Origin of the sequence: Streptomyces poonensis (assembly GCF_014650915.1) — a bacterium.
GTDB lineage: Bacteria > Actinomycetota > Actinomycetes > Streptomycetales > Streptomycetaceae > Streptomyces > Streptomyces poonensis.
Genome location: NZ_BMVW01000001.1, coordinates 911,569 through 934,208, shown reverse-complemented (window position 1 = coordinate 934,208; position 22,640 = coordinate 911,569). Strand labels below are relative to the sequence as shown.

General features: G+C 70.5%; 25 protein-coding genes and 1 pseudogene. 15 read left to right on the top strand and 11 right to left on the bottom strand.

Features of this window, described 5'->3' with window-relative positions; all coding sequences use genetic code 11:
* Window positions 1-105: 105 nt before the first annotated feature.
* On the top strand, window positions 106-690 hold the full coding sequence (locus IE242_RS04115; protein WP_189855337.1) for a 2'-5' RNA ligase family protein: 585 nt from the start codon (window positions 106-108) through the stop codon (window positions 688-690).
* A 223-nt stretch (window positions 691-913) separates the two neighbouring features.
* Window positions 914-1,765 (top strand): annotated as a pseudogene (locus tag IE242_RS04110) (YihY/virulence factor BrkB family protein); the annotation flags it as partial.
* Between the two features lie 391 nt (window positions 1,766-2,156).
* Here IE242_RS04110 and IE242_RS04105 read toward each other — a convergent pair.
* Window positions 2,157-3,443, bottom strand: coding sequence for a D-alanyl-D-alanine carboxypeptidase family protein (locus tag IE242_RS04105; RefSeq protein WP_271208564.1), 1,287 nt, complete (start codon window positions 3,441-3,443; stop codon window positions 2,157-2,159).
* A 181-nt stretch (window positions 3,444-3,624) separates the two neighbouring features.
* On the opposite strand from IE242_RS04105, the gene IE242_RS37350 reads away from it, so the two are divergent.
* The 3 genes from IE242_RS37350 (at window position 3,625) to IE242_RS04095 (ending at window position 6,280) form a co-directional block, all read left to right on the top strand.
* Window positions 3,625-3,867: an SCO4848 family membrane protein gene (locus tag IE242_RS37350; protein ID WP_229858143.1), complete on the top strand. Its 243-nt coding sequence runs from the start codon at window positions 3,625-3,627 to the stop codon at window positions 3,865-3,867.
* A 16-nt stretch (window positions 3,868-3,883) separates the two neighbouring features.
* Complete coding sequence (locus IE242_RS04100; RefSeq protein ID WP_189855333.1) at window positions 3,884-5,266, top strand: metallophosphoesterase; 1,383 nt, start codon at window positions 3,884-3,886, stop codon at window positions 5,264-5,266.
* 612 nt (window positions 5,267-5,878) lie between these two features.
* Complete coding sequence (locus IE242_RS04095) at window positions 5,879-6,280, top strand: ATP-binding protein (RefSeq protein WP_189855331.1); 402 nt, start codon at window positions 5,879-5,881, stop codon at window positions 6,278-6,280.
* Window positions 6,281-6,308: 28 nt separating this feature from the next.
* Here IE242_RS04095 and IE242_RS04090 read toward each other — a convergent pair whose 3' ends face one another.
* The 4 genes from IE242_RS04090 to IE242_RS04075 all read right to left on the bottom strand — a co-directional run bounded on the left by IE242_RS04090 (window position 6,309) and on the right by IE242_RS04075 (window position 8,711).
* Window positions 6,309-6,920 (bottom strand): Uma2 family endonuclease, encoded by a 612-nt coding sequence (locus IE242_RS04090; protein ID WP_189855329.1) that lies wholly within the window; start codon window positions 6,918-6,920, stop codon window positions 6,309-6,311.
* Between the two features lie 92 nt (window positions 6,921-7,012).
* Window positions 7,013-7,783: a TetR/AcrR family transcriptional regulator gene (locus IE242_RS04085; RefSeq protein WP_189855328.1), complete on the bottom strand. Its 771-nt coding sequence runs from the start codon at window positions 7,781-7,783 to the stop codon at window positions 7,013-7,015.
* A gap of 10 nt (window positions 7,784-7,793) precedes the next feature.
* Window positions 7,794-8,297 (bottom strand): thiol-disulfide oxidoreductase DCC family protein, encoded by a 504-nt coding sequence (locus IE242_RS04080; protein WP_189855326.1) that lies wholly within the window; start codon window positions 8,295-8,297, stop codon window positions 7,794-7,796.
* Between the two features lie 6 nt (window positions 8,298-8,303).
* Window positions 8,304-8,711, bottom strand: coding sequence for a hypothetical protein (locus IE242_RS04075; protein ID WP_189855324.1), 408 nt, complete (start codon window positions 8,709-8,711; stop codon window positions 8,304-8,306).
* A gap of 189 nt (window positions 8,712-8,900) precedes the next feature.
* Here IE242_RS04075 and IE242_RS04070 point away from each other — a divergent pair, with 189 nt between their 5' ends.
* Window positions 8,901-9,524 carry a Uma2 family endonuclease gene (locus IE242_RS04070; RefSeq protein ID WP_189855322.1) on the top strand — a complete coding sequence of 208 codons (624 nt, stop codon included), beginning with the start codon at window positions 8,901-8,903 and terminating at the stop codon, window positions 9,522-9,524.
* Between the two features lie 513 nt (window positions 9,525-10,037).
* Complete coding sequence (locus IE242_RS04065) at window positions 10,038-11,018, top strand: hypothetical protein (protein ID WP_229858138.1); 981 nt, start codon at window positions 10,038-10,040, stop codon at window positions 11,016-11,018.
* A gap of 224 nt (window positions 11,019-11,242) precedes the next feature.
* On the opposite strand, the gene IE242_RS04060 is transcribed toward IE242_RS04065, so the two are convergent.
* Window positions 11,243-12,619 carry an FG-GAP and VCBS repeat-containing protein gene (locus IE242_RS04060; protein WP_189855320.1) on the bottom strand — a complete coding sequence of 459 codons (1,377 nt, stop codon included), beginning with the start codon at window positions 12,617-12,619 and terminating at the stop codon, window positions 11,243-11,245.
* A gap of 272 nt (window positions 12,620-12,891) precedes the next feature.
* Here IE242_RS04060 and IE242_RS04055 point away from each other — a divergent pair, with 272 nt between their 5' ends.
* The 3 genes from IE242_RS04055 to IE242_RS04045 all read left to right on the top strand — a co-directional run bounded on the left by IE242_RS04055 (window position 12,892) and on the right by IE242_RS04045 (window position 14,269).
* Entirely contained in the window at window positions 12,892-13,380 is a 489-nt protein-coding gene (locus IE242_RS04055; RefSeq protein ID WP_373299445.1) for a TM2 domain-containing protein, read from the top strand.
* Entirely contained in the window at window positions 13,373-13,777 is a 405-nt protein-coding gene (locus IE242_RS04050; RefSeq protein WP_189855318.1) for a DUF2752 domain-containing protein, read from the top strand. Before IE242_RS04055 ends, IE242_RS04050 begins: the two co-directional genes overlap by 8 nt.
* 228 nt (window positions 13,778-14,005) lie before the next feature.
* Window positions 14,006-14,269, top strand: coding sequence for a TM2 domain-containing protein (locus IE242_RS04045; RefSeq protein ID WP_189855316.1), 264 nt, complete (start codon window positions 14,006-14,008; stop codon window positions 14,267-14,269).
* 88 nt (window positions 14,270-14,357) lie between these two features.
* Here IE242_RS04045 and IE242_RS04040 read toward each other — a convergent pair whose 3' ends face one another.
* The 5 genes from IE242_RS04040 to IE242_RS04020 form a co-directional block, all read right to left on the bottom strand.
* Window positions 14,358-15,128, bottom strand: a complete 771-nt coding sequence (locus IE242_RS04040) for a succinate dehydrogenase iron-sulfur subunit (RefSeq protein WP_189855314.1) — start codon at window positions 15,126-15,128, stop codon at window positions 14,358-14,360.
* Window positions 15,128-16,882, bottom strand: coding sequence for a succinate dehydrogenase flavoprotein subunit (gene sdhA, locus IE242_RS04035; RefSeq protein ID WP_189855312.1), 1,755 nt, complete (start codon window positions 16,880-16,882; stop codon window positions 15,128-15,130). The genes IE242_RS04040 and sdhA overlap by 1 nt, the downstream gene beginning before the upstream one ends.
* Window positions 16,883-16,917: 35 nt before the next feature.
* Entirely contained in the window at window positions 16,918-17,409 is a 492-nt protein-coding gene (locus IE242_RS04030; protein ID WP_189855310.1) for a succinate dehydrogenase hydrophobic membrane anchor subunit, read from the bottom strand.
* Between the two features lie 5 nt (window positions 17,410-17,414).
* Window positions 17,415-17,795, bottom strand: a complete 381-nt coding sequence (gene sdhC / locus IE242_RS04025; RefSeq protein ID WP_078493524.1) for a succinate dehydrogenase, cytochrome b556 subunit — start codon at window positions 17,793-17,795, stop codon at window positions 17,415-17,417.
* Window positions 17,796-18,025: 230 nt separating this feature from the next.
* Window positions 18,026-18,589 (bottom strand): 2-oxo-4-hydroxy-4-carboxy-5-ureidoimidazoline decarboxylase, encoded by a 564-nt coding sequence (locus IE242_RS04020; protein WP_189856386.1) that lies wholly within the window; start codon window positions 18,587-18,589, stop codon window positions 18,026-18,028.
* A 281-nt stretch (window positions 18,590-18,870) separates the two neighbouring features.
* Here IE242_RS04020 and IE242_RS04015 point away from each other — a divergent pair, with 281 nt between their 5' ends.
* From IE242_RS04015 to IE242_RS04000, 5 genes are all read left to right on the top strand, one after another.
* The gene (locus IE242_RS04015) at window positions 18,871-20,514 is read left to right on the top strand and encodes a beta-N-acetylhexosaminidase (RefSeq protein ID WP_373299444.1); all 1,644 of its coding nucleotides are present in this window, start codon (window positions 18,871-18,873) and stop codon (window positions 20,512-20,514) included.
* A gap of 25 nt (window positions 20,515-20,539) precedes the next feature.
* Window positions 20,540-20,674: a hypothetical protein gene (locus IE242_RS38520; protein ID WP_268249422.1), complete on the top strand. Its 135-nt coding sequence runs from the start codon at window positions 20,540-20,542 to the stop codon at window positions 20,672-20,674.
* Window positions 20,675-20,894: 220 nt separating this feature from the next.
* On the top strand, window positions 20,895-21,422 hold the full coding sequence (locus tag IE242_RS04010) for a hypothetical protein (RefSeq protein ID WP_189855308.1): 528 nt from the start codon (window positions 20,895-20,897) through the stop codon (window positions 21,420-21,422).
* 85 nt (window positions 21,423-21,507) lie between these two features.
* The gene (locus IE242_RS04005) at window positions 21,508-22,104 is read left to right on the top strand and encodes a hypothetical protein (RefSeq protein ID WP_189855306.1); all 597 of its coding nucleotides are present in this window, start codon (window positions 21,508-21,510) and stop codon (window positions 22,102-22,104) included.
* A gap of 114 nt (window positions 22,105-22,218) precedes the next feature.
* A complete protein-coding gene (locus IE242_RS04000) occupies window positions 22,219-22,629 on the top strand; it encodes a hypothetical protein (RefSeq protein ID WP_189855304.1) in 411 nt (136 codons plus the stop codon).
* Window positions 22,630-22,640 lie beyond the last annotated feature (11 nt).

Here is a 22,640-nt window from a genome sequence, read left to right as displayed (position 1 = left end):
GCCCTCGGCGGAGGGCGGCCCCCGGCGGACCGCGGCAGAAGAACGACAACGACAGACGGCAACGACAGACGGCAACGACGGACGACAACGACGACAGGAGACGACGTGGGGACCGTAACGATCGGCGTGTCGATCGCGGTCCCGGAGCCCCACGGCAGCCTGCTCCAGGAGCGGCGCGCGGGCTTCGGCGACCCCGCGGCTTCCGGCATCCCCACGCACGTCACCCTGCTGCCGCCGACGGAGGTCGACGCGTCGGAGCTGCCCGCGATCGAGGCGCACCTCGCCGAGGTCGCGGCCGCCGGGCGGCCCTTCCCGATGCGGCTCTCCGGCACGGGCACCTTCCGCCCGCTGTCGCCCGTCGTCTACGTCCAGGTCGTCGAGGGGGCCGAGGCCTGCACCTGGCTCCAGAAGCAGGTCCGGGACGCCTCCGGCCCGGTCGCACGCGAGCTGGCCTTCCCGTACCACCCGCACGTCACGGTGGCGCACGGCATCTCCGACGAGGCGATGGACCGCGCGTACGAGGAGCTCTCCGGGTATGAGGCGGAGTGGCCCTGCACCGGCTTCGCGCTCTACGAGCAGGGCCCGGACGGCGTGTGGCGCAAGCTGCGGAAATTCCTGTTCGGGAAAGCGGTCGTGCCGCCGCAGGCCGGTGCCCCGGCCGACCGGGACACCACCCTGCCCAGGCGCTGAAGGCAGAGCCGAGGCCGTGGCGGTCCCGCCCGGCCGGCAGCGGTGACCGAGTGACCGCCGCGCCATGTCGTCCTGAATTGCCGTGGTGTCCCGGCCGCTTCCTAGAAGAGTGGTGACAGACGGACGACGTTCCGGGACCGGCGCGGCGCTCGGTGCTGTCCCGCCGTTCAGGGGTACCCGGCCGTCGGTCTTTCCCAGACCGGAGGGAGGGCGGAGCCGGATCATGGACTGGCTGAAGAAGCTGCCCGGGATCGGCCCGGTGGTGGAACGCCTGATGCGCACGCACGCATGGCGGTCGTACGAACGGCTGGAGCGCGTGAAGTGGACGCGGCTGGCCGCCGCGATGACCTTCCTCAGCTTCCTGGCGCTGTTCCCGCTGCTGACCCTCGCCGCCGCCGTGGCCGCGGCGACCGTCAGCGAGAAACAGCAGCAGACGCTGGAGGACAAGATCGCCGACCAGATCCCCGGCATCTCCGACCAGCTCGACATCGGCGGACTGGTCGACAACGCCGGCACGGTCGGGATCATCGCGGGCGCGCTGCTGCTGTTCACCGGTATCAGCTGGGTCGGCGAGATGCGCGGCTGTCTGCGGGCCGTGTGGGAGAAGCCGGACCCCGAGGAGAACCCCGTTCTGGCCAAGGCCAAGGACGCGGGCGTGCTCCTCGGCCTCGGCGGCGCGGTCCTGTGTACCTTCATCGTCTCCGTGGTGGGCTCCATGATGGTCGGCTGGATCGGCGACCAGCTGGGCCTCGAACGGGGCGGCTGGGGCGGTGTGCTGCTGCGGTCCGCCGTGTTCGTGGTCGCCGTCCTCGCGGACTTCCTGCTCCTGCTGTACGTCCTCACGCTGCTGCCGGGCGTACAGCCGCCGCGCCGCCGCCTGATCGTGGCCGCGCTGGTCGGCGCGATCGGCTTCGAGCTGCTGAAACTGCTGCTCAGCGGCTATATCCAGGGCGTCGCGTCAAAGAGCATGTACGGCGCGTTCGGCGTCCCGATCGCCCTGCTCCTGTGGATCAACTTCACCTGCAAGCTGCTGCTGTACGCCGCGTCCTGGACGGCGACGGGAAGCAAGTGGGCCGAAGGGCTGGAGCAGCGCGAAAGGCAGGAGCAGCGCGAAAGGCAGGAGAAGCCCGAGCAGCCGGACGAGCCGGGGCTGCTGGGGAAGAGCCCGCGGCCCGAGCCGGCCAGGGAGCCGCAGCGATCCAGGGCACCGGAAGCGCGGGGGAAGTCACCGGAAGCCCACCGGGAGGTACCGGAAACCCTCCGGAAGACACCGGAAAAGCAAACGCACGGGACGGCACCGGAAGGATCCGGGACGCGACAGGAAGGTCCCAGGACGGCACCGGATGAACCCGGGAAGCGGCTGGAACGACCCGGGGAGCCGGGCGCGGCCGACACCGAGCGCGCTCGCTGAGGCCGGCCGGGTTCCGGTGCTCCACCGGGGGCACCGGAACCCGTGGATCAAGGTCTCACCGGCGCCGTCGCATCAGCTCCGGCAGCGGCCACCTGCGGTGTACCAGGAAGACCGCGCCTCCCAGCAGTACCAGTACCCCGGCGGCGATGGCCAGCGCGGTGCCGATGCCGCTGGACCCACCGTGCACGAGGGCCGCCGCGGGCCGGCCGTCCGCCCCGGAGACCGACGGCGACGGCGCGGCGCTCGCCCCGGGGCTCGCCTCGATGACGGCACCCTTCGGCGGCACCAGCTCGCCCACCGGCTCCACCTTGTCCGCGGCCTTGAAGCCCCAGTCGAGGAGACGGGAGGTCTCCTTGTAGACCTCGTTGTGCTCGTCCTTCTCCGGGTTCATGACGGTCACGAGCAGCACCTTGCCGTTCCGCTCGGCGACACCGGTGAAGGTGGCCCCCGCGTTGGTGGTGTTGCCGTTCTTCACACCTGCGATGCCCTGGTAGGCGTCGACGTCCAGGTCGCCGGTGAGCAGCCGGTTGGTGTTCTGGATCTCGAAGGACTTCCGGGTGGTCTTGCCCTTCTTCTTCTCGGTCTCGCCCGGGAACTGCGCCCGCACGGTCGAGCAGTACTCGCGGAAGTCCTTCTTCTGCAGGCCGGAACGGGCGAAGAGGGTCAGGTCGTACGCCGACGACACCTGCCCCTTCGCGTCGTACCCGTCCGGGCTGACCACGTTGGTGTCGAGGGCCTGGAGCTCCTCGGCGTGCTCGTTCATGTCCTTGACGGTCTGTTCTATGCCGCCGTTCATCGCGGCCAGCACATGCACCGCGTCGTTGCCGGAGCGAAGGAAGACACCGAGCCACAGGTCGTGGACCGTGTAGGTCTCGTCCTCCTTGACGCCGACCATGCTGGAGCCGGAGCCGATCCCCGCCAGGTCGGAGGGCTCGACCTTGTGCTCCTCGTCCCTGTTGAACTTCGGCAGCAGCGTGTCCGCGAACAGCATCTTCAGGGTGCTCGCCGGGGCCAGCCGCCAGTGCGCGTTGTGCGCGGCGAGGACCTCACCGGACTCGGCGTCGGCGACGATCCAGGAGCGGGCGGTGATGTCCTTGGGCAGCACGGGGGCGTCGCTGCCGAGTTCCACCTGGGTACCGGGCCTGCCGAGCCGCTCGCCGCCGACCGTCGACATCCGCGCCGGGGGCGTGGCGGACGGGGACGTGGATGTGCTGGGTGAGGATCCCTCGGAGGCCAGGGCCGGGACGGCGGTCAGCACCGGGGCGGCGGTCAGCGACAGGGACAGCAGTGCGGCGGAGGCGATCCGTGAGGATCGTCTGCCGGTCATCATGGAGGCGGGCACGACCGAGAAAGTACAGGGCCGCCACCAGGAAGGACTACCGCCCTCCCCACCCGGGCACCGGACCCCGTGCGCCGCGGGCGATACTGATCCCGTGCCGTGCCGCGCCGGGGAACGCTCCCCGGGCCCCAGGTCGGCCCGACCGGCCGCGGACGCCCGGCGTGATGAAGAGAGGTCCCGTTCCGTGAAGCTCAGCCGCCCCCTCTCCTGGTTCCTGCTCGCCTTCGGGGTGTGGAGCTGGGTCATTTGGATCACTTTCGCCAGAAATCTATGGGGGGACGGCAGCGGTCTCGCGTTCGACGACGCGGGTGATCCGACGGCGTACTTCTGGGTGCATCTGACCCTCGCCGTCGTCTCCTTTGTATTGGGGACTGTCATCGGGGTCATCGGGTTGCGCGGACTGCGCGCACTGCGTCGGACGACATAGCGGGGGTCCAGGCCGAATGGTGATCGTCTTCATACTCGTGGCCGTGGTCGTCGCGGCCGTCTTCGCGTTTCTGCACTGGTACGCGTGGCGCCGCCTGGTGCGTGACACGACGCGCGGCCCGGGCCTCGCCCGCCGTCTGGGCACGGCCGTGTTCATCGCCGGGCCGGTGCTGATGGTCGCGGCGTTCGCGGCCTCCCGGTCCGGCGCCCCGTTCTGGCTCAAGCAAGTGCTGGGCTGGCCGGGATACATGTGGCTGGCGTTCGCGCTGTACCTGCTGCTGGCGCTGGTGGTGGGCGAGGCCGTACGGCCGCTCCTGCACCGCCTGGCGGCCCGGCGCGCACCGGAACCCGTACCGGTGAAGGCGGCGGAGCCTGTGCCGGCGGTGGCGTCGGAGCCCGTACCGGCCGCGGCCCGGACCGGAGAGTCCGCCCTCCCCGCCCGCTCCGACACCGCCTCCGAGGCCGACGCGGCTTCCGCCGTCCCGACGCCCGTTCGGGAGTCCGCGGCGAAGCCCGCACCGGAGTCCGCGGCTGACTCCACGGCGGAGCCCGCTCGGACGCCCGCCCCGGCAGCCCCCTCCCGCCGTCTCTTCGTCTCCCGCGCCGTCGGCGGGGCCGTGGCCGCCGCCGCGCTCGGAACGGTCGGCTACGGGACGTACGGCGTCCTCAGCGGCCCCAAGGTGAAGCGGGTGACCGTCCCGCTGGCCAAACTGCCGCGCGCCGCCCACGGGTTCAGGATCGCCGTCGTCAGCGACATCCACCTCGGGCCGCTGCTCGGCCGGGGCTTCGCGCAGAAGGTCGTCGACACCGTCAACAGCACCCGGCCCGACCTCATCGCGGTGGTCGGCGACCTGGTGGACGGCACCGTCGAGGAGCTCGGCCCGGCGGCGGCCCCGCTCGCACAGCTGCGGGCCCGGCACGGCGCGTACTTCGTCACCGGCAACCACGAGTACTTCTCCGGGCATGAGCAGTGGCTCGACGAGGTCCGCGAGCTGGGGCTGCGCCCGCTGGAGAACGCCCGCACCGAGCTGTCCGCCTTCGACCTCGCGGGCGTCAACGACGTGGCGGGCGAGGACGAGGGCCACGGCCCCGACTTCGCCAAGGCCCTCGGCGACCGTGACACCTCGCGGGCCGTCGTCCTCCTCGCCCACCAGCCGGTCCAGATCCACGAGGCCGTCGAGCACGGTGTCGACCTCCAGCTCTCCGGCCACACCCACGGCGGCCAGATGTGGCCCATGAACTACGTCGCCGCACAGGCCAACCCCACTCTGGCGGGCCTCGAGCGCTACGGGGACACCCAGCTGTACGTCTCCCGCGGCGCCGGCGCCTGGGGACCCCCGGTCCGGGTGGGGGCACCGTCCGACATCACGGTGGTGGAGCTCGCGTCGAAGCGGGCGTAGTCACCTCGCCCAGTCGCTCCCCAGTCGCTCCCCGGTCGTCCCCGTCGTCCTCCCGGACGGCGGGCCCATGGCAATTCCCAGCGGCATGTGACGTTCGCATGTGCGTATTGCGGGGTCGCCGCCGGGTCCGCGTCCGGGCGGTGGCGGCCCGCCGGACGGCCCCTGCGGGCCACCCTCGCGCACCACGGCCGGCTGCCTTCCGGAAGCCGTGCGGGGAGAGGAAGCTGGGACGCGTACGGCGTCGGCCGGACCACCGGCCCCCCGCCCCCGGAACCCGCGGCGGACCCGGCCGACCCTACGGAATCGCGGGGTCCGAATATGGCATTGAGGAGGTAGACCGCCTGATTCAGGACAGTCGACGGGACGGCGGTCAGCCCCGTGCGGCGACCGGCAGCCGCACCTTTCGGCGGGGTCGCGGCCCGGAACGTGCCCCTCGTCCCGTTCCGGCGGCGGAATGAGTGCGGGCCGGCCACCGTGGCAGTCCGACGGGATATGCCGTGAGGGCTTTTCGGCTGTCGTGATCTCGCGGCATTGACATTCGCGAAAGTGACACCGCGCCCGCCCCGCGCGCAGCACCATGTGTTGGAGGTGTGTGCGGGGTGAGGAGCAAATGTGTTGAGGCGCAACTCCTTTCGGCTTCCCAGGCATCCGGCGTCGGTCGGACTGGCCCGGAGCCGGGTGCGGGACCATCTCGCCGAATGGGGGCTGGGGACTGAGGATCAGGCGTTGGAGGACACCGTGCTCCTCGTCTCCGAGCTGGCGACCAATGTCGTCCGCCACGGGCCGCTGCTGGAGCGGGAGTTCGAGATCGCGGTGACCGCGCTCGCCGACGGCTCCTGCTTCATCGAGGTGTCCGACGAGGGGATGACGGAGCCCAAGATGCGGGAGGCCGGCGAGTGGGAGGAGACCGGGCGCGGACTGCGCCTGGTGGAGAACATCGCGGCGGCCTGGGGGGTGTGGAGCCGGGGCCGGCACGGGAAAACGGTGTGGGCGTTGGTGGGGGCGGTGCCGTGAGGACGTGTGGACGCCATCAGTCGTCCTGTCAGTCGTCCTTCTGCTGACCGGCCTTGAGGATTCCGTCGACGTCGAGGGTGACCTCGGCGCCGACGGCCCGGGGCAGGGTGACGAGCTCGCCGGGGGAGTGCGGGCGGTGGTTCTCGTAGTCGTCCCCGGCGGGATCGGTCAGGACGTGCAGGCGCTGGTGCTTACGGTCGACGATCACATAGACCGGGATCTTGGCGGCGGCGTAGGCCTTCACCTTGTCGCGCAGGTCGGTCCGGTAGTTGCTGGAGGTGACCTCCAGCACCAGGCGGAAGCAGACGGGGTCGTAGCAGTTGTTCTCGACGGAGTGGTCCCGGTAGTCGGCGTCGACCAGGGAGAGGTCGGGGATCGCGTAGTCCTCGGTGCCGGTGGGCAGCCAGAGGCCGATGCCCTGAACCACCTTCGACTCCGTACCGTGGAGCCCGGCGGTCAGGAAAGGCACCATGAGTTCGGTCAGGGCTACGGCGTGCGGGCCGTCCGGTGGCGGGGTCACGAGGATCTGGCCTCCGATGATCTCGACGCGGTAGCCCGGGGCGAGGCTGTCCCACAGCCGGTTCGCCTCCGCGATCAGAGGACGGTCACCATGGGGTCGCTCGACGGATGCAGCGGACATCACGTGCCTCCTGGGGGCTGGTTGTCGAGAGCATCATCGTAGGCAGGTCAGGACCCGAACGTCCCGTTCGACCGCGTTCACCCCAAAGTGGATCACCCGGCCCGCTTGTTGCCCCCCGGATCCGGCAGCACCTTCGTCATCCCCGGCAGGAAGTCCGTGAACAGCTCGTGCACCTCGCGTACCAGCGGCCGCAGTACCCGGAAGCGGGCCAGGGCGACACCCCGCGCGGTGATCCGGGCGCCGCGCTCCGCGAGCCGGTAGCTGCGCTCGCGGCCCTCGGTCCGGTCGAAGATCCAGTACAGGACGAGCCCCATCTGCGCGAGCCACATCAGCTCGGGCAGCACGTCCCGCAGGTCCTCCGGGACCTTGGTCTTCGTGCCCGCCAGCACCTCCCGGTGGACGCTGATGGCCTCCACGCGCGCGTGCTCCGACTCCGGAGAGAAGGGGCTGAGCGGGCTGTCCGGGTCGGCGGCGTTCTTGAAGAACTGCACCGCGAACTCGTGGTACGGCGTCGCGATGTCCAGCCAGGTCCGCAGCACACCCGCGAGCCGCGCCTCCAGATCGGTCTCCCGGTCCAGGACCTCACGGACCGCCACCTGGTGCTCGGCGGCGATCCGGTCGTAGAAGCCCTGGATCAGATGCTCCTTGCCGGCGAAGTAGTAGTACGCGTTGCCGACGGAGACCCCGGCCTCCTGGGCGATGGCCCGCATCGTCGTCCGGTCGTAGCCCCGCTCCTGGAACAGCCGCATGGCCGTCTCCAGGATGAGCGCGCGGGTCTGTTCCGACTTGGCGGACCTGACGGGCGTACCGCTGTCGTCGGAGCTCGTACGGCCGTCTTCGGGACTGTCGTTCATGGCGGGCACGGAAGAGAGCCTAACCAGTGGGGCAGGCGCCGCCGTCGCAGGAGGGCGGGCTGTACGTCCAGCCGTACTGGGGGTCGTACCCCCACCCGTCGCCGGTCCGGTAGGCCCGCCCGCCCCACGCACCTCCGCCCCGGGTCTCCCGCCACTTGGCCGCGGCGAGGACGACTCCCCTGGCGACCCGGGCCCCGGCCGGGGTGCTCAGCCGGTGGGCGAGGCGCCGGTACTCGCGCAGCGCCCACAGGCAGACGATCCAGGCGGCCGAGGAGCGGTACACCTGCCCGGAGTCGCCCACGACGGTGATCTCGTCCAGGGTCGCCCGGTGGTCCAGCGACGGGAAGCGCCGCCGGGCTTCCTCCGACCCCGCCGCCACGAACTCCAGCGGCACCAGCTGCCGCTGCCGCTCCAGCCACTCCCGCAGGAACCGGCACAGCGAGCACTGGGCGTCGTACAGCACGGTGAGCCCGCGCACCGGGACGCGGGCGGCGTCCCGGTCGTGTACGGCTGTGGTGGCCATCGGTGCTCACGCCCCGGCCGCGGGGGCGGCCCAGCCCTGCGGCGGGACGGGCGGCAGCTGCTCCCGCTCCATGATTCCGCGCCGCCGGATCTTGTTCAGCACGAAGACGTTGCCGAGGTGCAGCGCGCCCAGCACGAGCAGTACGACGCCGAGCTTGGTGGACACGGTCTCGAACACACCGCGCGCGTCGGTGATCCTCTCGTCCTGGTTCAGATACAGAGCCACGAACCCGAGGTTGACGAGATAGAAGCCGACCACGAGCAGGTGGTTGACGGCGTCGGCGAGCTTTTCGTCGCCGTGCAGCACGTCCCCGAGGAAGATCCGCCCGTTCCGGCTCAGCGTCCGCGCGACCCACACCGTCAGCCCCACGCTGACCAGCAGATAGATGACGTACGCGACGACCGTGAGATCCATGCCCCCACCCCTTCTTGAACACGTTCAAAACGTTGCGGGATGACCGTACTCCTCTTTTTGAACGCGTTCAAGGCGGGGTGGGGGCGCGCGGTCCGCGGTCGACGGCGTTCACCTGATGAGCTGACGCTCCCGCCCGCGCCCCTGGGTACGCTGGGGGAACAGGCGAGACTCCATCGCATGGGAGCACTCATGAGCGCCGCACTCGAGCACGACCCGGAGCCGGTGGACGAGCCGGAGTACCGCTGGCCGATCCCGCCCGCCGAGGGCTGGACCGCGGACGACCTCGACCGGATCCCGGGCCTCCCGCCGCACACGGAGCTGATCGACGGGAGTCTTGTCTTCATAAGTCCGCAGACCGCCTTTCACGGTCGCTGTATGCGCCTGCTGGAGAACCGCCTGCTGGAACAGGCGCCGGACCACCTCGACGTCATGCGGGAGATGACGGTCAAGCTGGACTCCAGGAACAGGCCGGAGCCGGACGTGCTGGTTTTTCCCGTGGACGCGAACACGGGGCCTGCGCAGACCTGGTACGAACCCGAGGACATCGTCCTCGCTGTGGAGGTGGTCTCCGCCGACTCCCGCGAACGCGACCGTGAGGTCAAGCCCCGCAAGTACGCCGCGGCCGGTGTGCGGCACCTCTGGCGAGTGGAGCAGGACGGCGACAAGGGCCTCCCCGTCGTCTACGTCTACGAACTCGACCCGGCCACCAGGTCGTACGCCCTCACCGGAATCTTCCACGACCGGCTGAAGGTTTCGGTGCCCTACGACATCGACATCGATCTGACGGCGATCGACCGGCGCCCCGGGGCCTGACGGGACGGGCGTGGAGGGAAGGCCGACCGCGTGGGACGCGGTCGGCCTCCATGCTGCCCGGCCGGCGCCCCACTCCTCCTACAACCCGATTCCCGCCATTCCTACAGCGGTACTGTCGGTTGAGCCTTACTCCCGCATAAGATAATTATCCACGAAGTCGTTCACCCATTTGCCGCGCATCCGGGGGAGTGGGGCGGCGTTAATTCAGATATGACCAAGGAAAATGGGGAAGGGTTTTCCGGCCTGCTTCCGGGCCAGGAGCACGGGAGCAGCCCTGTAGGGCATTCGGTCACACTTGGGCCCTACACCTACACTCCCGGCCGGGAACACTGCTCATCGCCCACCAACGGCACTCTCACCAGGTGCGGTCTTCCCGTGACGCTCCAGGTGACCGAGCCTGTGCTACAGCGCTTTCTGGGCGTCATGACCGAGTTGGAGACCAATCTCGCCCGGCGGTGGATCAGGCCGCAAGGTACTTTGAATCATACGCAAGCGAAGTAGCCAGACTTCGCCATGCACCAGGAACAGGGCGCCTATTATCCGCCCTATTATGAGGGGTCGTACAACGAGTACAACGAGGCAGGCACAGGCCGGCACCGAGCCCCGGCCGATGTCTTCTCGGAAACTCTGATCCCGCCGCCATCCGGTTGGGACCCGGCTGAAGAGCTGGCGTTCATGCTCCAGGAATCGATGGAGCAACAGGTCCCGGTCCTGCACGACGAGCCCGAGCCCGATCCCGACGAATCAGTCATCTCCCCGGCGCCGGGCACACCGCTGGGGAACGTCCAGGAAATCACGGCGAAGCTGCCGCCGCTGAGGAGGAGTCCCCGGAAGCACAAGCTCCGCAAGGACCTGGGCTTCCTGCGGGTCGCCAGCCTCCTCATCGCCGCCCTGGCCGCGGTCATCGCCTCCTCCGTCAGCCTCTTCGGCGGGATGGCGGCGTACGAGCCGCTGCGCCTCGCGGCCGTGTCGCGCACGGAGGGCGGCATCGTGTCCTGGTGGCCCCTGCTGGTCTACGGACCGTGGCTGGTGGCGTCGCTGTCCGTGCTGCGGGCCGCGCTGCACCGCCGCCGGGCGGTGCACTCCTGGGGCGTGGTCCTGCTGTTCTCGTCCATCGCGATGCTCCTGTGCATCGTCCAGGCCCCCAAGACGGTCAGCGACACAGCGGCGGCGGCCCTGCCGGCGCTGGCGTCCCTGGTCTGCTTCCAGCAGATCGTCCGCCAGATCACGCTCACCCGCCCGCCCCAGCGAACGGCACCGCGCCACCGTATGCGTCCCTCGCCCGCCGCGCAGGCCCCGACCGGTGAGGACACATCCGACGCGACGGTGAAGAAGGACACGTCCTCCCCGCCGCCCGCCCGCCAGCGCCCCCGTACGGACGGCGCACGGCCCGATGCCCCCGCGCCCGGTGCCGCCGCCCCCAAACGACGGGTCACGAACCCGGTCGGCCGGCCCGCCCCGGACACCCAGGTCTTCCGGCGGCCGGTCCGGTGAGGAGGCGGTCGAGCCCGGCGACGGCCGGGGACGCCGAAGGCGGATCGTTCCGCCGGAGGTGCCGGACGCCGGGGAGCACGACGAGTACGCGGCGGAGGCGGACCGGCGCCGGCCGGTCCGCCCGCGCCCGCCCCTGACGATCCGGCCGACGCCGAAGCGCCCGGTGACCGACGGCGGGCGGCCGTGGGGCACCGGGCGCGGTGACCGCGCGGGCCGCGGGTGTCCTACTGCGGGAACTGCGCCGGCATGGTCGACGCCTTCGCCCCGGTGGCCGTGATGCCCTTCGCCCCGCCGGGCAGCAGGACGCCGGCGTACTGACCGTCCGAGACCAGCAGGTCCTTGTCGCCGTCGCCGTCCAGGTCGCGCAGACGGACCGAGTGGCCGAACATGCCGTACTCCGCAGGGCTGCCCGGGACGCCGGCCGTGGCGCGGGTGAACCACTGCGATCCGGTGCCGGTCAGGCCCTTCTTGCCGCCCCGCAGCACATGGACCCCGCCGGCGCCCGCGACCGAGCCGACCTTCTCCTCCAGCACGCCGACCGCCAGGTCCGCGTAGCCGTCGCCGTTGGTGTCGGCCGCGGACAGGTCCCAGCCGAAGGTGTCGTTCTTCGTGGCCGCCGTCGCCACGCCCGAGGTGGCCTGGGTGATGCGGTACGTGGTCGTCGGGCCGGCGGAGCCGCCGCGTACGACGACGACCGAGCCCGCGCCCTTGTTGTACGGGGTGTCGCTGACGGCCAGGTCGCCGTAGCCGTCCTTGTCGAAGTCCGCGATCACGCCCGCCGTGTCGAAGTCGGGGGCCGAGTTGTTGATCTTCGTGAGCTTGCCGAACTTGATGGCGGAGCCGCCGCGTACGAACCAGGTGTCCTGGGTCATCTTGCCCTTGCGGTAGCCCGTGCCCAGGACGTAGAGGTCCGTGGCCTTGTCCTTGGTGACCTTGCCGGCGACGAGTCCGCTGATCTCGAGGACCTCGTTGACGCTCGGGGCGAGCGTGTGTTTCGTGACCTTGCCCGTGGTGCCGGACGAGGAGAAGCCGCCCCGGTAGACGTAGACCGTGCCGGAGCCGTCGGCGACCGCCAGGTCCGCCTTGCCGTTACCGTCGAAGTCCCCGGTCTCCAGCTCGTTGCCGAAGCCCTGGTGGGAATCGGCCTTGACGGAGAGGCGGGTGGCCTTGGCGCCGAGGCCCGACTTCGACCCCCACATGATGGTGACCGCGCCCGAGCTGACCTTGCCGCTCACCTTCTCGGAGCGGTCGGCGACGGCCAGGTCGGCGTAACCGTCACGGTTGAGGTCGGCGGCCGCGAGGTCCTCGCCGAACCCGTCGGCGTACCCGCCCGCGTCGCCGGCCGTCCCGGGAACGCCCGCGCTCTGCTGCGTGAAGGTCTTGCTCTTGGTGCCCGGGCCCTTCGCGGTCCCGTACGTCACGGTGAACGAGCCGTCACCGGTGACCGCGTAGTCCCGGCGGCCGTCGCCGTTGAAGTCGTCGGCGTACTTGGCCGGGCCGGCGGCGCTCGCGGCACCCGCCGAGAGGGTGAGCAGCCCGCCGGTCAGCGCCACGGCCGTGGCCGTGGCGAGGGACAGGTGGAGATGTCTGCGCGTGAACATGCGTCTCCTGTGGGTGCGGGCACGACGCTCGATCGCCGGTCGGCGGCCCGCGTTGGTCTGGTGGTGCCCGTCCCGGTCCGGGTGCGTTGCCCGTGGGACGGAGGCACAGGGGAGACACGTACGGGAGACCGAAGGTTGTACGTGATGCGGAAGTTCTCGGAGGTGGACCCGGTTTCCCTGTTGCCGCAGGTCTCTTGCAAGATGACAGGCATTCGTTTTGTCTGACGTACTCGCGGCCCACTCGGGCCGCCTGAACCCCGGGGGGATCCGTCGTGTCCGAACAACCGCCTCAGCCGCCCCAGATGCCCAAGGACCAGCCGCCGCAGTCGGCGCAGGCTCCGCAACCGCCGCAGTCGCCGCCCGCGTACGGCTACCCCGGTACCGGGGCCGGTCCGGGCACCGGCGACCCGTACGCGAACCCCCAGCAGGGTCCGGCCGGTTACGCCCCGCCCGGTTACGGCTATCCCCCGCCCGGCTACGGCTACCCCCCGCCCGGCACCTACACCGGCGACCCCCAAGCCCCGTACGGCTACGACCCCTTCGGCCGCCCGTACTCCGACAAGTCGAAGATCATCGCGGGTGTCCTCCAGCTCGTCCTGGGCACCTTCGGTGTCGGACGGTTCTACATCGGGAACGTCGGGCTCGGTCTGGCCCAGCTGTTCACCTGCGGCGGGCTCGGTATCTGGGCACTGATCGACGGGGTCCTGCTGCTGACGGGCAACAACACCACCGACTCCCAGGGGCGAGTCCTGCGTGGCTGACGGGTCGCGTTCGGCGTCCCTGCTGCGGCACCCGGCGGCGGCACCCCTAGCGGTGCTCGCCGCCGGCGCCGCCGGCTCCGCCTACCTGTACGGCACCGATCCGCACGAGCCCGGTCACCTCCTGCCCCAGTGCCCGTTCCGGCTCGTCACCGGCCTGCTCTGCCCGGCCTGCGGCGGCACACGCATGGTGTACGACCTGATGCACGGCCAGTTCTCCCAGGCCTGGCTGGACAACCGGGCCCTGCTGCTGGTCTCGCCGTGGGCGCTCGCGCTGCTGGGGCGCTGGTTCGTGGAGGGGCTGCGCGGCCGGCGATGGCGGCCGCGGCTGAGCGGGCGGGCCCAGGCGGCCGTCCTGCTCGTCGCGGTGGCGTGGACCGTGGTGCGTAACGCCGTCTGAGGAGCCCGGGTTGACGCGGGTTTCATCACAGAACAGGAACGATCACCCGCGGACACTCCCCACCGCCTCATCCGTCTCCATAAGCTCCCAGCGCACAGGGGGGACGGCCACACATGGTCGGTGTGCATCTTCGTGTCGCCTTCGACGCGCCGTCACCTCCTGGACCGAACCGGGGCACCGACGCCCCGATCCGCTCAATTCCTCATGTGACTTCCAGGAGCAGCGCTCATGACCGTTCCCACCCCTGGGGCCCCGTACGGCGTCGACCCGAAGGGGCGTCCGTACTCCGACAAGTCGAAGATCGTCGCAGGTCTTCTGCAGATCTTCCTCGGCAGCCTCGGCATCGGGCGCTTCTACGTCGGCTCCGTCGGCGTCGGTGTCGCCCAGCTCCTCACCTGCGGCGGTGTCGGTATCTGGGCGCTGATCGACGGCATCCTGTTCCTCACCAGCAACGACCGCACCGACAAGCAGGGCCGCGTCCTGCGCGGCTGACGGCGTCGGCGCACGGCACACAGGGCGAGGGCCCCACTCCTCCATGGAGCGGGGCCCTCGCCCTGTACCGGAGACCGGAAGGACCGGATCAGAAGCGGCGCGTGATGAGCGCCCGCTTCACCTCCTGGATCGCCTTCGTGACCTCGATACCGCGCGGGCAGGCGTCCGTGCAGTTGAACGTGGTGCGGCAGCGCCACACGCCGTCCTTGTCGTTGAGGATCTCCAGGCGCTGCTCGCCCGCCTCGTCACGGCTGTCGAAGATGAAGCGGTGCGCGTTCACGATCGCGGCCGGGCCGAAGTACTGGCCGTCGTTCCAGAACACTGGGCAGGAGCTGGTGCACGCGGCGCAGAGGATGCACTTCGTGGTGTCGTCGAAGCGCTCGCGGTCCTCGGCCGACTGGAGGCGCTCGCGCGTCGGCTCGTTGGTGTCCTTCGTGATCAGGAAGGGCATCACGTCCCGGTACGCCTGGAAGAACGGCTCCATGTCCACGACCAGGTCCTTCAGGACCGTGAGGCCCTTGATGGGCTCGACCGTGATGGGCTTCTCGGGGTTGATGTCCTTGATCAGCGTCTTGCAGGCCAGACGGTTCTTGCCGTTGATCCGCATGGCGTCCGAGCCGCAGATGCCGTGGGCGCAGGAACGGCGGAACGTCAGGGTGCCGTCGTGGTCCCACTTGATCTTGTGCAGACCGTCGAGGACACGTTCCTTCGGGTCGATCTCCAGCTGGAAGTCTTCCCAGGTCGCCTCCGCCGAGACCTCGGGGTTGAAGCGGCGGATGCGGAACGTGACGGTGATGTAGGGGGACGCCGCCGAGTCGGACGCGCTCGCGTCGGCCTTGTCCAGAACAGGTGTTGCCATCAGTACTTACGCTCCATCGGCTGGTAGCGGGTCTGGACGACCGGCTTGTAGTCGAGACGGATGGACTCGGAGCCGTCGGCGCCGACCTCGCGGTACGCCATGGTGTGGCGCATGAAGTTGACGTCGTCGCGGTTCGGGTAGTCCTCGCGGTAGTGACCGCCGCGCGACTCCTTGCGGGCGAGTGCGGAGACCGCCATGACCTCGGCCAGGTCGAGCAGGTTGCCCAGCTCGATGGCCTCCAGCAGGTCGGTGTTGAACCGCTTGCCCTTGTCCTGGATCGCCACGTTCTTGTAGCGCTCGCGCAGCTCGGCGATCTTCTCGACGGCCGTCTTGATCGTCTGCTCGGTGCGGAACACCATGACGTTGGCGTCCATGGTCTCCTGCAGCTCGCGGCGCAGCTCGGCCACGCGCTCGGTGCCCGTGGAGGCGCGCAGCCGCTCGATCTGCTCGACGACGAGGGACTCCGGGTTCTCCGGGAGCTCCACGAAGTCGGCCGTCTGGGCGTACTCCGCGGCGGCGATGCCGGCGCGGCGGCCGAAGACGTTGATGTCGAGGAGGGAGTTCGTGCCCAGGCGGTTGGCGCCGTGCACGGACACGCAGGCGACCTCGCCGGCCGCGTACAGACCCGGGACGACGGTGGTGTTGTCCGCCAGGACCTCACCCTCGACGTTCGTCGGGATGCCGCCCATGGCGTAGTGCGCGGTGGGCTGGATCGGGATCGGGTCCGTGTACGGCTCGATGCCCAGGTAGGTGCGCGCGAACTCCGTGATGTCGGGCAGCTTGGCGTCCAGCTGCTCCGGCGGGAGGTGCGTGAGGTCCAGGTACACGTGGTCGCCCTCGGGGCCGCAGCCACGGCCCTCACGGATCTCCGTGTAGATGGAGCGGGACACGACGTCGCGGGACGCCAGGTCCTTCATGACCGGCGCGTACTTCTCCATGAAGCGCTCGCCGTCCTTGTTGCGGAGGATGCCGCCCTCACCGCGGGCGCCCTCCGTCAGCAGGATGCCCATGCGCCAGATGCCGGTCGGGTGGAACTGGAAGAACTCCATGTCCTCCAGCGGGATGCCCCGGCGGTACACGGCCGCCTGGCCGTCACCCGTCAGCGTGTGCGCGTTCGACGTCACCTTGAAGAACTTGCCGGTGCCGCCGGACGCGTAGATCACGGACTTCGCCTGGAAGACGTGGATCTCGCCGGTCGCCAGCTCGTACGCCACGACACCGGCCGACTTCTTGACGCCGTCGACCTCGGTGATGAGCTGGTCCAGGACGTAGAACTCGTTGAAGAACTCCACGCCGTGCTTGACGCAGTTCTGGTACAGCGTCTGGAGGATCATGTGACCGGTGCGGTCGGCCGCGTAGCAGGAGCGGCGGACCGGGGCCTCGCCGTGGTTGCGGCTGTGACCGCCGAAGCGGCGCTGGTCGATGGTGCCGTTCGGGGTGCGGTTGAACGGCAGGCCCATCTTCTCCAGGTCGAGGACGGAGTCGATGGCCTCCTTCGCCAGGATCTCGGCGGCGTCCTGGTCGACCAGGTAGTCACCGCCCTTGACCGTGTCGAAGGTGTGCCACTCCCAGTTGTCCTCCTCCACGTTGGCCAGCGCGGCGGCCATGCCGCCCTGCGCGGCGCCCGTGTGGGAGCGGGTGGGGTACAGCTTGGTGAGCACCGCGGTGCGGCTGCGCTTCGTCGACTCGATGGCGGCGCGCATACCGGCGCCGCCGGCGCCGACGATGACGGTGTCGTACTTGTGGATCTTCATCAGGAAATTAACCTCTGTCCCTTGTGACCCGGGGCCTAGCGGATGTTCGGGTCGAAGGTGAAGATCACCAGCGTGCCCAGCAGGATGGTGAACACCGTGGCGGTGTAGAGCAGGGCCTTCAGCCACAGCCGGGTGTTCGCGCGCTCCGCGTAGTCGTTGATGACCGTGCGCAGGCCGTTCGCGCCGTGCAGCATCGCCAGCCACAGCATCGCGAGGTCCCAGGCCTGCCACCACGGGGACGCCCAGCGGCCCGCGACGAACGCGAAGCCGATCTTGGAGACGCCGCCGTCGAGGACGAGCTGGATCAGCAGGTGGCCGATGACCAGGACGACCAGGACGATGCCGGACAGGCGCATGAAGAGCCATGCGACCATCTCGAAGTTGCCGCGGGTCGACTTCGGGGTCTTCTTGGTGCGCTTGCGCGGCGGCTCGATGACGGGAGCCGGGTTGTCGACGCCGTACGGCCGCGGGTCGCCCGCGCTCTCGACGGGGCCGACGCCGGATGCGGTGGTCTCAGTGGTGGACATCGGCCTCAGCTCCCGAACACTTCACGGACGGCGTGGCCGAGCACGGGGTACAGCGCCCCGATCATCAGCACGAGCCAGATGCCGACGACGGTCCAGAGCATCTGCTTCTGGTAGCGCGGTCCCTGGGACCAGAAGTCGACGGCGATGACGCGCAGGCCGTTCAGCGCGTGGAAGAGGATGGCGGCCACGAGGCCGTACTCCAGCAGCGCGACGACGGGCGTCTTGTACGTGGCCACGACCGTGTCGTAGGCCTCGGGGGAGACACGCACGAGAGCGGTGTCCAGCACGTGTACGAACAGGAAGAAGAAGATGAGGACGCCGGTGACTCGGTGAGCCACCCAGGACCACATTCCTTCCCGGCCGCGGTACAGCGTTCCAGCCGGCACGGAATTACCTTCCGGGAGCGGGGATTGGGGCCTGCCGGCTTCGGCGTCGGACGGGCCCGGCCGGGTACGGTCCACCGGCCCCCGACATCGTAGCGACGTGTTGTCGGAACGCTTACGGTGGGCCTACCGATGTGATCAAACAGGCACGGACGGACTACGTGGGGTGGCGTCCGGGATGGAATGCATGCTAATGCCCGATTAGGGTCCGGACGCGGTATCCGTGCAGGACGTCAAGAAGCGCACTGCGGTGCCGGCGGGAACAGGGGTTCCCGGACAAGGCGTCGCAGCCTCCCCCGCGCCAGACGGCGCAGCTCGTCCGCCGTGAGGAGGAGTTCCTCCTCGGGATCGTTCGTCAATCGTGATCGGATGCCCGCCAGTACCTGGTCGAGGGCCTCCGCGGGCGGGATGTCGTCCAGACAGATCACGAACACGTGTCCGAAACGGCTTTCGTATGCGGCGTGCGCCGCGCTCAGCGCGGTGTGCGCGGCCGAGTACGCGTCCTCCGGCAGCGCGGTGAGGGACTCGCCGGCCAGCGCCTCGGCCAGATCGGCGGGCGTCAGGTCGTACGCCGCCTCGTCGGACGCGGCGAGCAGGGCCCCCAGATCCGGATAGGGCCGGTGCGCGGCGACGCGGTGGGCCCAGCGCAGGCTGCGGCAGCAGGTGAGGAGGGCGCGTTCGGCGGTCCGGGCGGGCGCGGCGTTGAACCGCTCCAGGGCGGTGGGGTCCGGGCCGGTGTGCGTCTGCTCCGGTACGGCGACCTGGCCGGCGAGGTGGTGGAGACGGTGCGACGGCAGCGTGGGTCCTCGGCGGTGGGTAGGGGCGGCACGGTACGTGAGGGGAGGAGAGGTGGGGTGTGTCGTGGGGTGTGTCGTGGAGTGCGTGAGGGGTGGCGGAGAAAGGTGAGTGAAATGTGCCGCCACGTTATCGAGCGTGGTCAAGGACTGTCCGTTCGATGCCCGGAATTCACCCGTACGGCAGAGTTTTGCCCCTGTTGGTGGACGGCCGGACCGGTTGGGCGTCGTAGGTTCGAGAAGGAGGTGGATGTCATGCGGCGAATGCGAAGTGGAGAAGCGTCGTGAGCCCGGGGAAGCGCCGGGTGTCCCGCAGGAAGACGTCCGCGGCCTCGAAGGGGTTGCTCCTCGGCGCGGGCGTCGTCGTGGCGGGTGGGGCGGTCGCGGTGGCCGTGACCGTCTGGCCGGGCGGCGGGACGGGCCTGCCCGGCGGGGCGAGCCCCGCGCAGCGCGGGGCGGTGACCGGTACCGGGCCGTCGGAGTCCCCGTCGCCGTCGCGCTCGTACCCGCTGTCCGAGGAGCCCCGTACGATTCCAGCCGTCCGTGAGCACACGCCCGCCCGCGGCCCCGGCTGGCGCCCCACCGACGGCGCCCGCGTGGTGACGGACGACGAGGAGCTGGCCGACGAGGGCCGGCTGACCGCCCGGGAGCTGGGCCTGACGTACGCCGGGGACGCGGCTCCCCGGGACGGTGACGTCGAGCTGACCCTCGACGGCGAGGGCGGCTCCGGCTCGGAGGAGTACACGCTGACCGTGCAGAACGGGAGGGTCCGCATAGCGGCGCCGTCCGAGACGGGCGTCTTCTACAGCACGCGCACCCTCAAGCAGGCGGTGCACGACGGCGGTACGGCGCCCGAGGGCGTCGTACGGGACGGGCCGGCGAAGGCCCGGCGCGGGTTCATGCTCGACATCGCGCGCAAGCACTTCACGGCGGGCTGGATCGAGGACCGGATACGGGAGCTGGGCGACCTCAAGTACAACGAGCTCGGTCTGCACTTCTCCGACGACCAGGCCTTCCGCATCGAGTCGGACTCCCACCCCGAGGTCGTCTCCGAGCAGCACCTGACCAAGGCGGAGGTACGGCGCATCGTCGATCTGGCCGCCGAGCGCCACATCACGGTCGTCCCCGAGATCGACTCGCCCGGCCACCTCGGCGCGGTCATCGCCGCCCATCCGGAGCTCCAGCTCCGCAACGCCCAGGGGAAGGCCACCACCGGCGCCGTCGACATCTCCAAGCCCGCCGCGGCCGACATCGTCGACGATCTGCTGAACGAGTACGCGGAACTGTTCCCCGGCGACCGGTGGCACGTCGGCGCGGACGAGTACCAGGCGCTGACCGTCTCGGACCCTGAGGCGTCGTACCCGCAACTGGCGGCCGCCGCGCGGGAGCGGTACGGATCCGGCGCCGGGGTCGCCGACCTGGCGACGGGCTGGATGGACGACCGGGCCGGGACGGTGCGCGGGCACGACCGGACGCCACGCGCCTGGAACGACGGCTTCTTCGCCGGCAGCGACGTACAGCCGGCGAAGGACATCCAGGTCGCCTACTGGACCGGCAAGGAGATCGGTGCCCGGGAGCCGGGGGAGTACCTGAGTGCCGGACGCCAGGTGATCAACTACAACGACGAGTTCCTGTACTACGTCCTCGGTGAGCCGAACGAGTTCACCTACCCCACCGGACAGCGCATCTACGAGCAGTGGACCCCGCGCGTGCTGCGCGGCACGGCCGCCGTGCCCGAGCGTTACGACGGCCAGATCCTCGGCGGGGTCTTCGCGGTCTGGTGCGACCTCAAGAACGCCCAGACCGAGGCGCAGGTGGCGGCGGGCGTGCGGCTGCCGCTGCGCGCCCTGGTGCAGAAGCTGTGGCACGAGGGGGAACCGGAGCGGTCGTGGGCGGAGTTCAAGGAGGTCGCGGATCAGGTGGAGTGAAGAGCCGGGCGTCCTGTCGTACGAGGTGCTCGACGCCCTCGCGGCCGCCGCGCTCGCCCTGCTCGCCGTGCTCCTCGTGTTCACGCTGACGCGGATGCGGGACCGGAAGGCGCGCGGCGGTCCGGGCGCGCCGATGGCGGCCGCGCCCGTCACCGGCTGACCGCAACCGGCCGACCGTCATCGGCCGACCGTCATCGGCCGACCGTCATCGGCCGACCGTCACGGGCTGACAGTCTTCCGTTGCCCGTCTTCCGCTGTCCGTCCCCCGCCGACCGGCCACCGACCGGGCGCCTCCGGACGGAGTGCCCGATTCCGGGGGCGAACAGCCGTACGGCTGTGGTGTATTCGGCGCGGGTGTGCCGACACGCAGGGGAGACCGGATGGGCTACTGGGGGTACTACGTCGTCGGCAGGAGCGAGCGTCCGCTCGCCGAGCTCGACACGCTGGCCGGAGCCGAGGGCATGTCACTGCTCACCACGGCGGACGGCGGCTGGCAGGTGTGGGAGTACCAGAACGATCCGGACCCGGCCGGCTCCGGTGACGTCGGCAGCATGAACGCGCTCGCCCGCGAGACCGGGGCGCCCGCTCTCTTCGGCTACGTCATGAACAGCGACTGCGTGGTCGTGGAGGCCGCCGCCCCCGAGAGCGGCGGCTGGACCACGTGTCTCGCGCGCGGAGCCATGGCCGGGCATCTGGGCGCCACCGAGGACGGGCTCACCGTCGAGGACTACTTCCTGGAACCGCGCGACGCCGCCGGCCGCGCCGTCGCATGGGCCGCGGAGGCCGGGCACAGCGTTGCGCCCGAGTGGGTGCTGGAGGTGCTGGCCACGGAGCCGGACCCTTCCGCTCCGCTGGCCGAAAACCTACTGTTCCGGTTGCTCGACCGACTCGGTGTGGTGCCTCTGTGACACTCCCGGATCGCGCCGCGCAGTAAGGGAAGCACGGGCTCCGCGCACCAGAGGCGCCCTGTCGGACGAGTTCGAGGGAGGCGTGATGAGCCTGGTGGAACTGATCGCACAGGCCGACGAGCGCGGGCTGGCCGCGGCCGGAGTGTCTTGTTTGGATCGATGCGTGCCGCTGCTCGGAGGCGACGACGAGGTGCTCAGACCCCTGTGGGCGAGCCTCGCGGAGGACGGGGACGGCTGGGGCGAACGGGTCGCCAAGATACGCGGGCACGCGTGCGACGCGGCCACCGGAGCCGGAGCCGAAGCGGTATCCGGCCCCCGCTCCGGCCCCGGAGCCGAAGCCGAGGCCGCCCTGCTCGCCCGCCGTATGCTCGCCGCCGTTCCCGCCGAGCGGTCCGCCGGTGCGCTGCGGGAGTGGGCGGACACCTGTTCCGTCGCCGCGCTGGACATCCACCGGCTGCTCGACGTGGCGGACGACGGGAACACGTCCGTGACGGACTGCCGCGAGGGCCGTACGGAAGGCATGCCGCCGCTGGTCACGGCCGAACTCAGACGCCAGGTCACCGTCCTGGAACTGCTCGCCGGACACGGCGCGGCCGGGGTGCGGCAGGCCCTCGAGGTGTCGGCCGAAGGGCGGCGCGTCCTGCAGGCCGTGGTGTCCCGGCGGGCCCGGGGGCGCACGTGAACCCCTCGGGTATGCGGACTGGCATGGGTGAATGCCCTGAAACGTTTCTGTGCCGGAGCCGTGCGACACGCGAGATCGTGTGACACCGCGCGCGCGGAAGACGCTCTTCCGAGTGTGAACACACAGCAGACGGCTACGCAGCACGGCACCCGGCAGCACGCGGCGACGGCCGCGGCCAGGCCCAGGAGATGGGCGGCGGACGCGGTCGCGACCCTGCGCGAGGGCGCGCGGATCCGGCTCGACTACTCGGCGACCAGTCTCTGGCGCGTCGACCGCGTGATCGAGGAGATACGGCGGGAGGGCGCGCCGTACGCGGCCGTCGAGACCGTACTGCGCGGATTCGGCGCGTACGCGGGGGAGGTGCTCGTCCGGGAGACGGGCGCCGAGTGGCTCTCGGCGGGCGGCGACCTCTGGGTGCGCACGCCGGACGGCCGGCTGTGGAACCCCCTGGAGGAGGCACTGCGCTGCTACGCGGGCGAGGGGTCGCTGCGGCTGCTGTGCCGGGACGCCGCGTCCCGTTTTTGACGGGCTGTGAC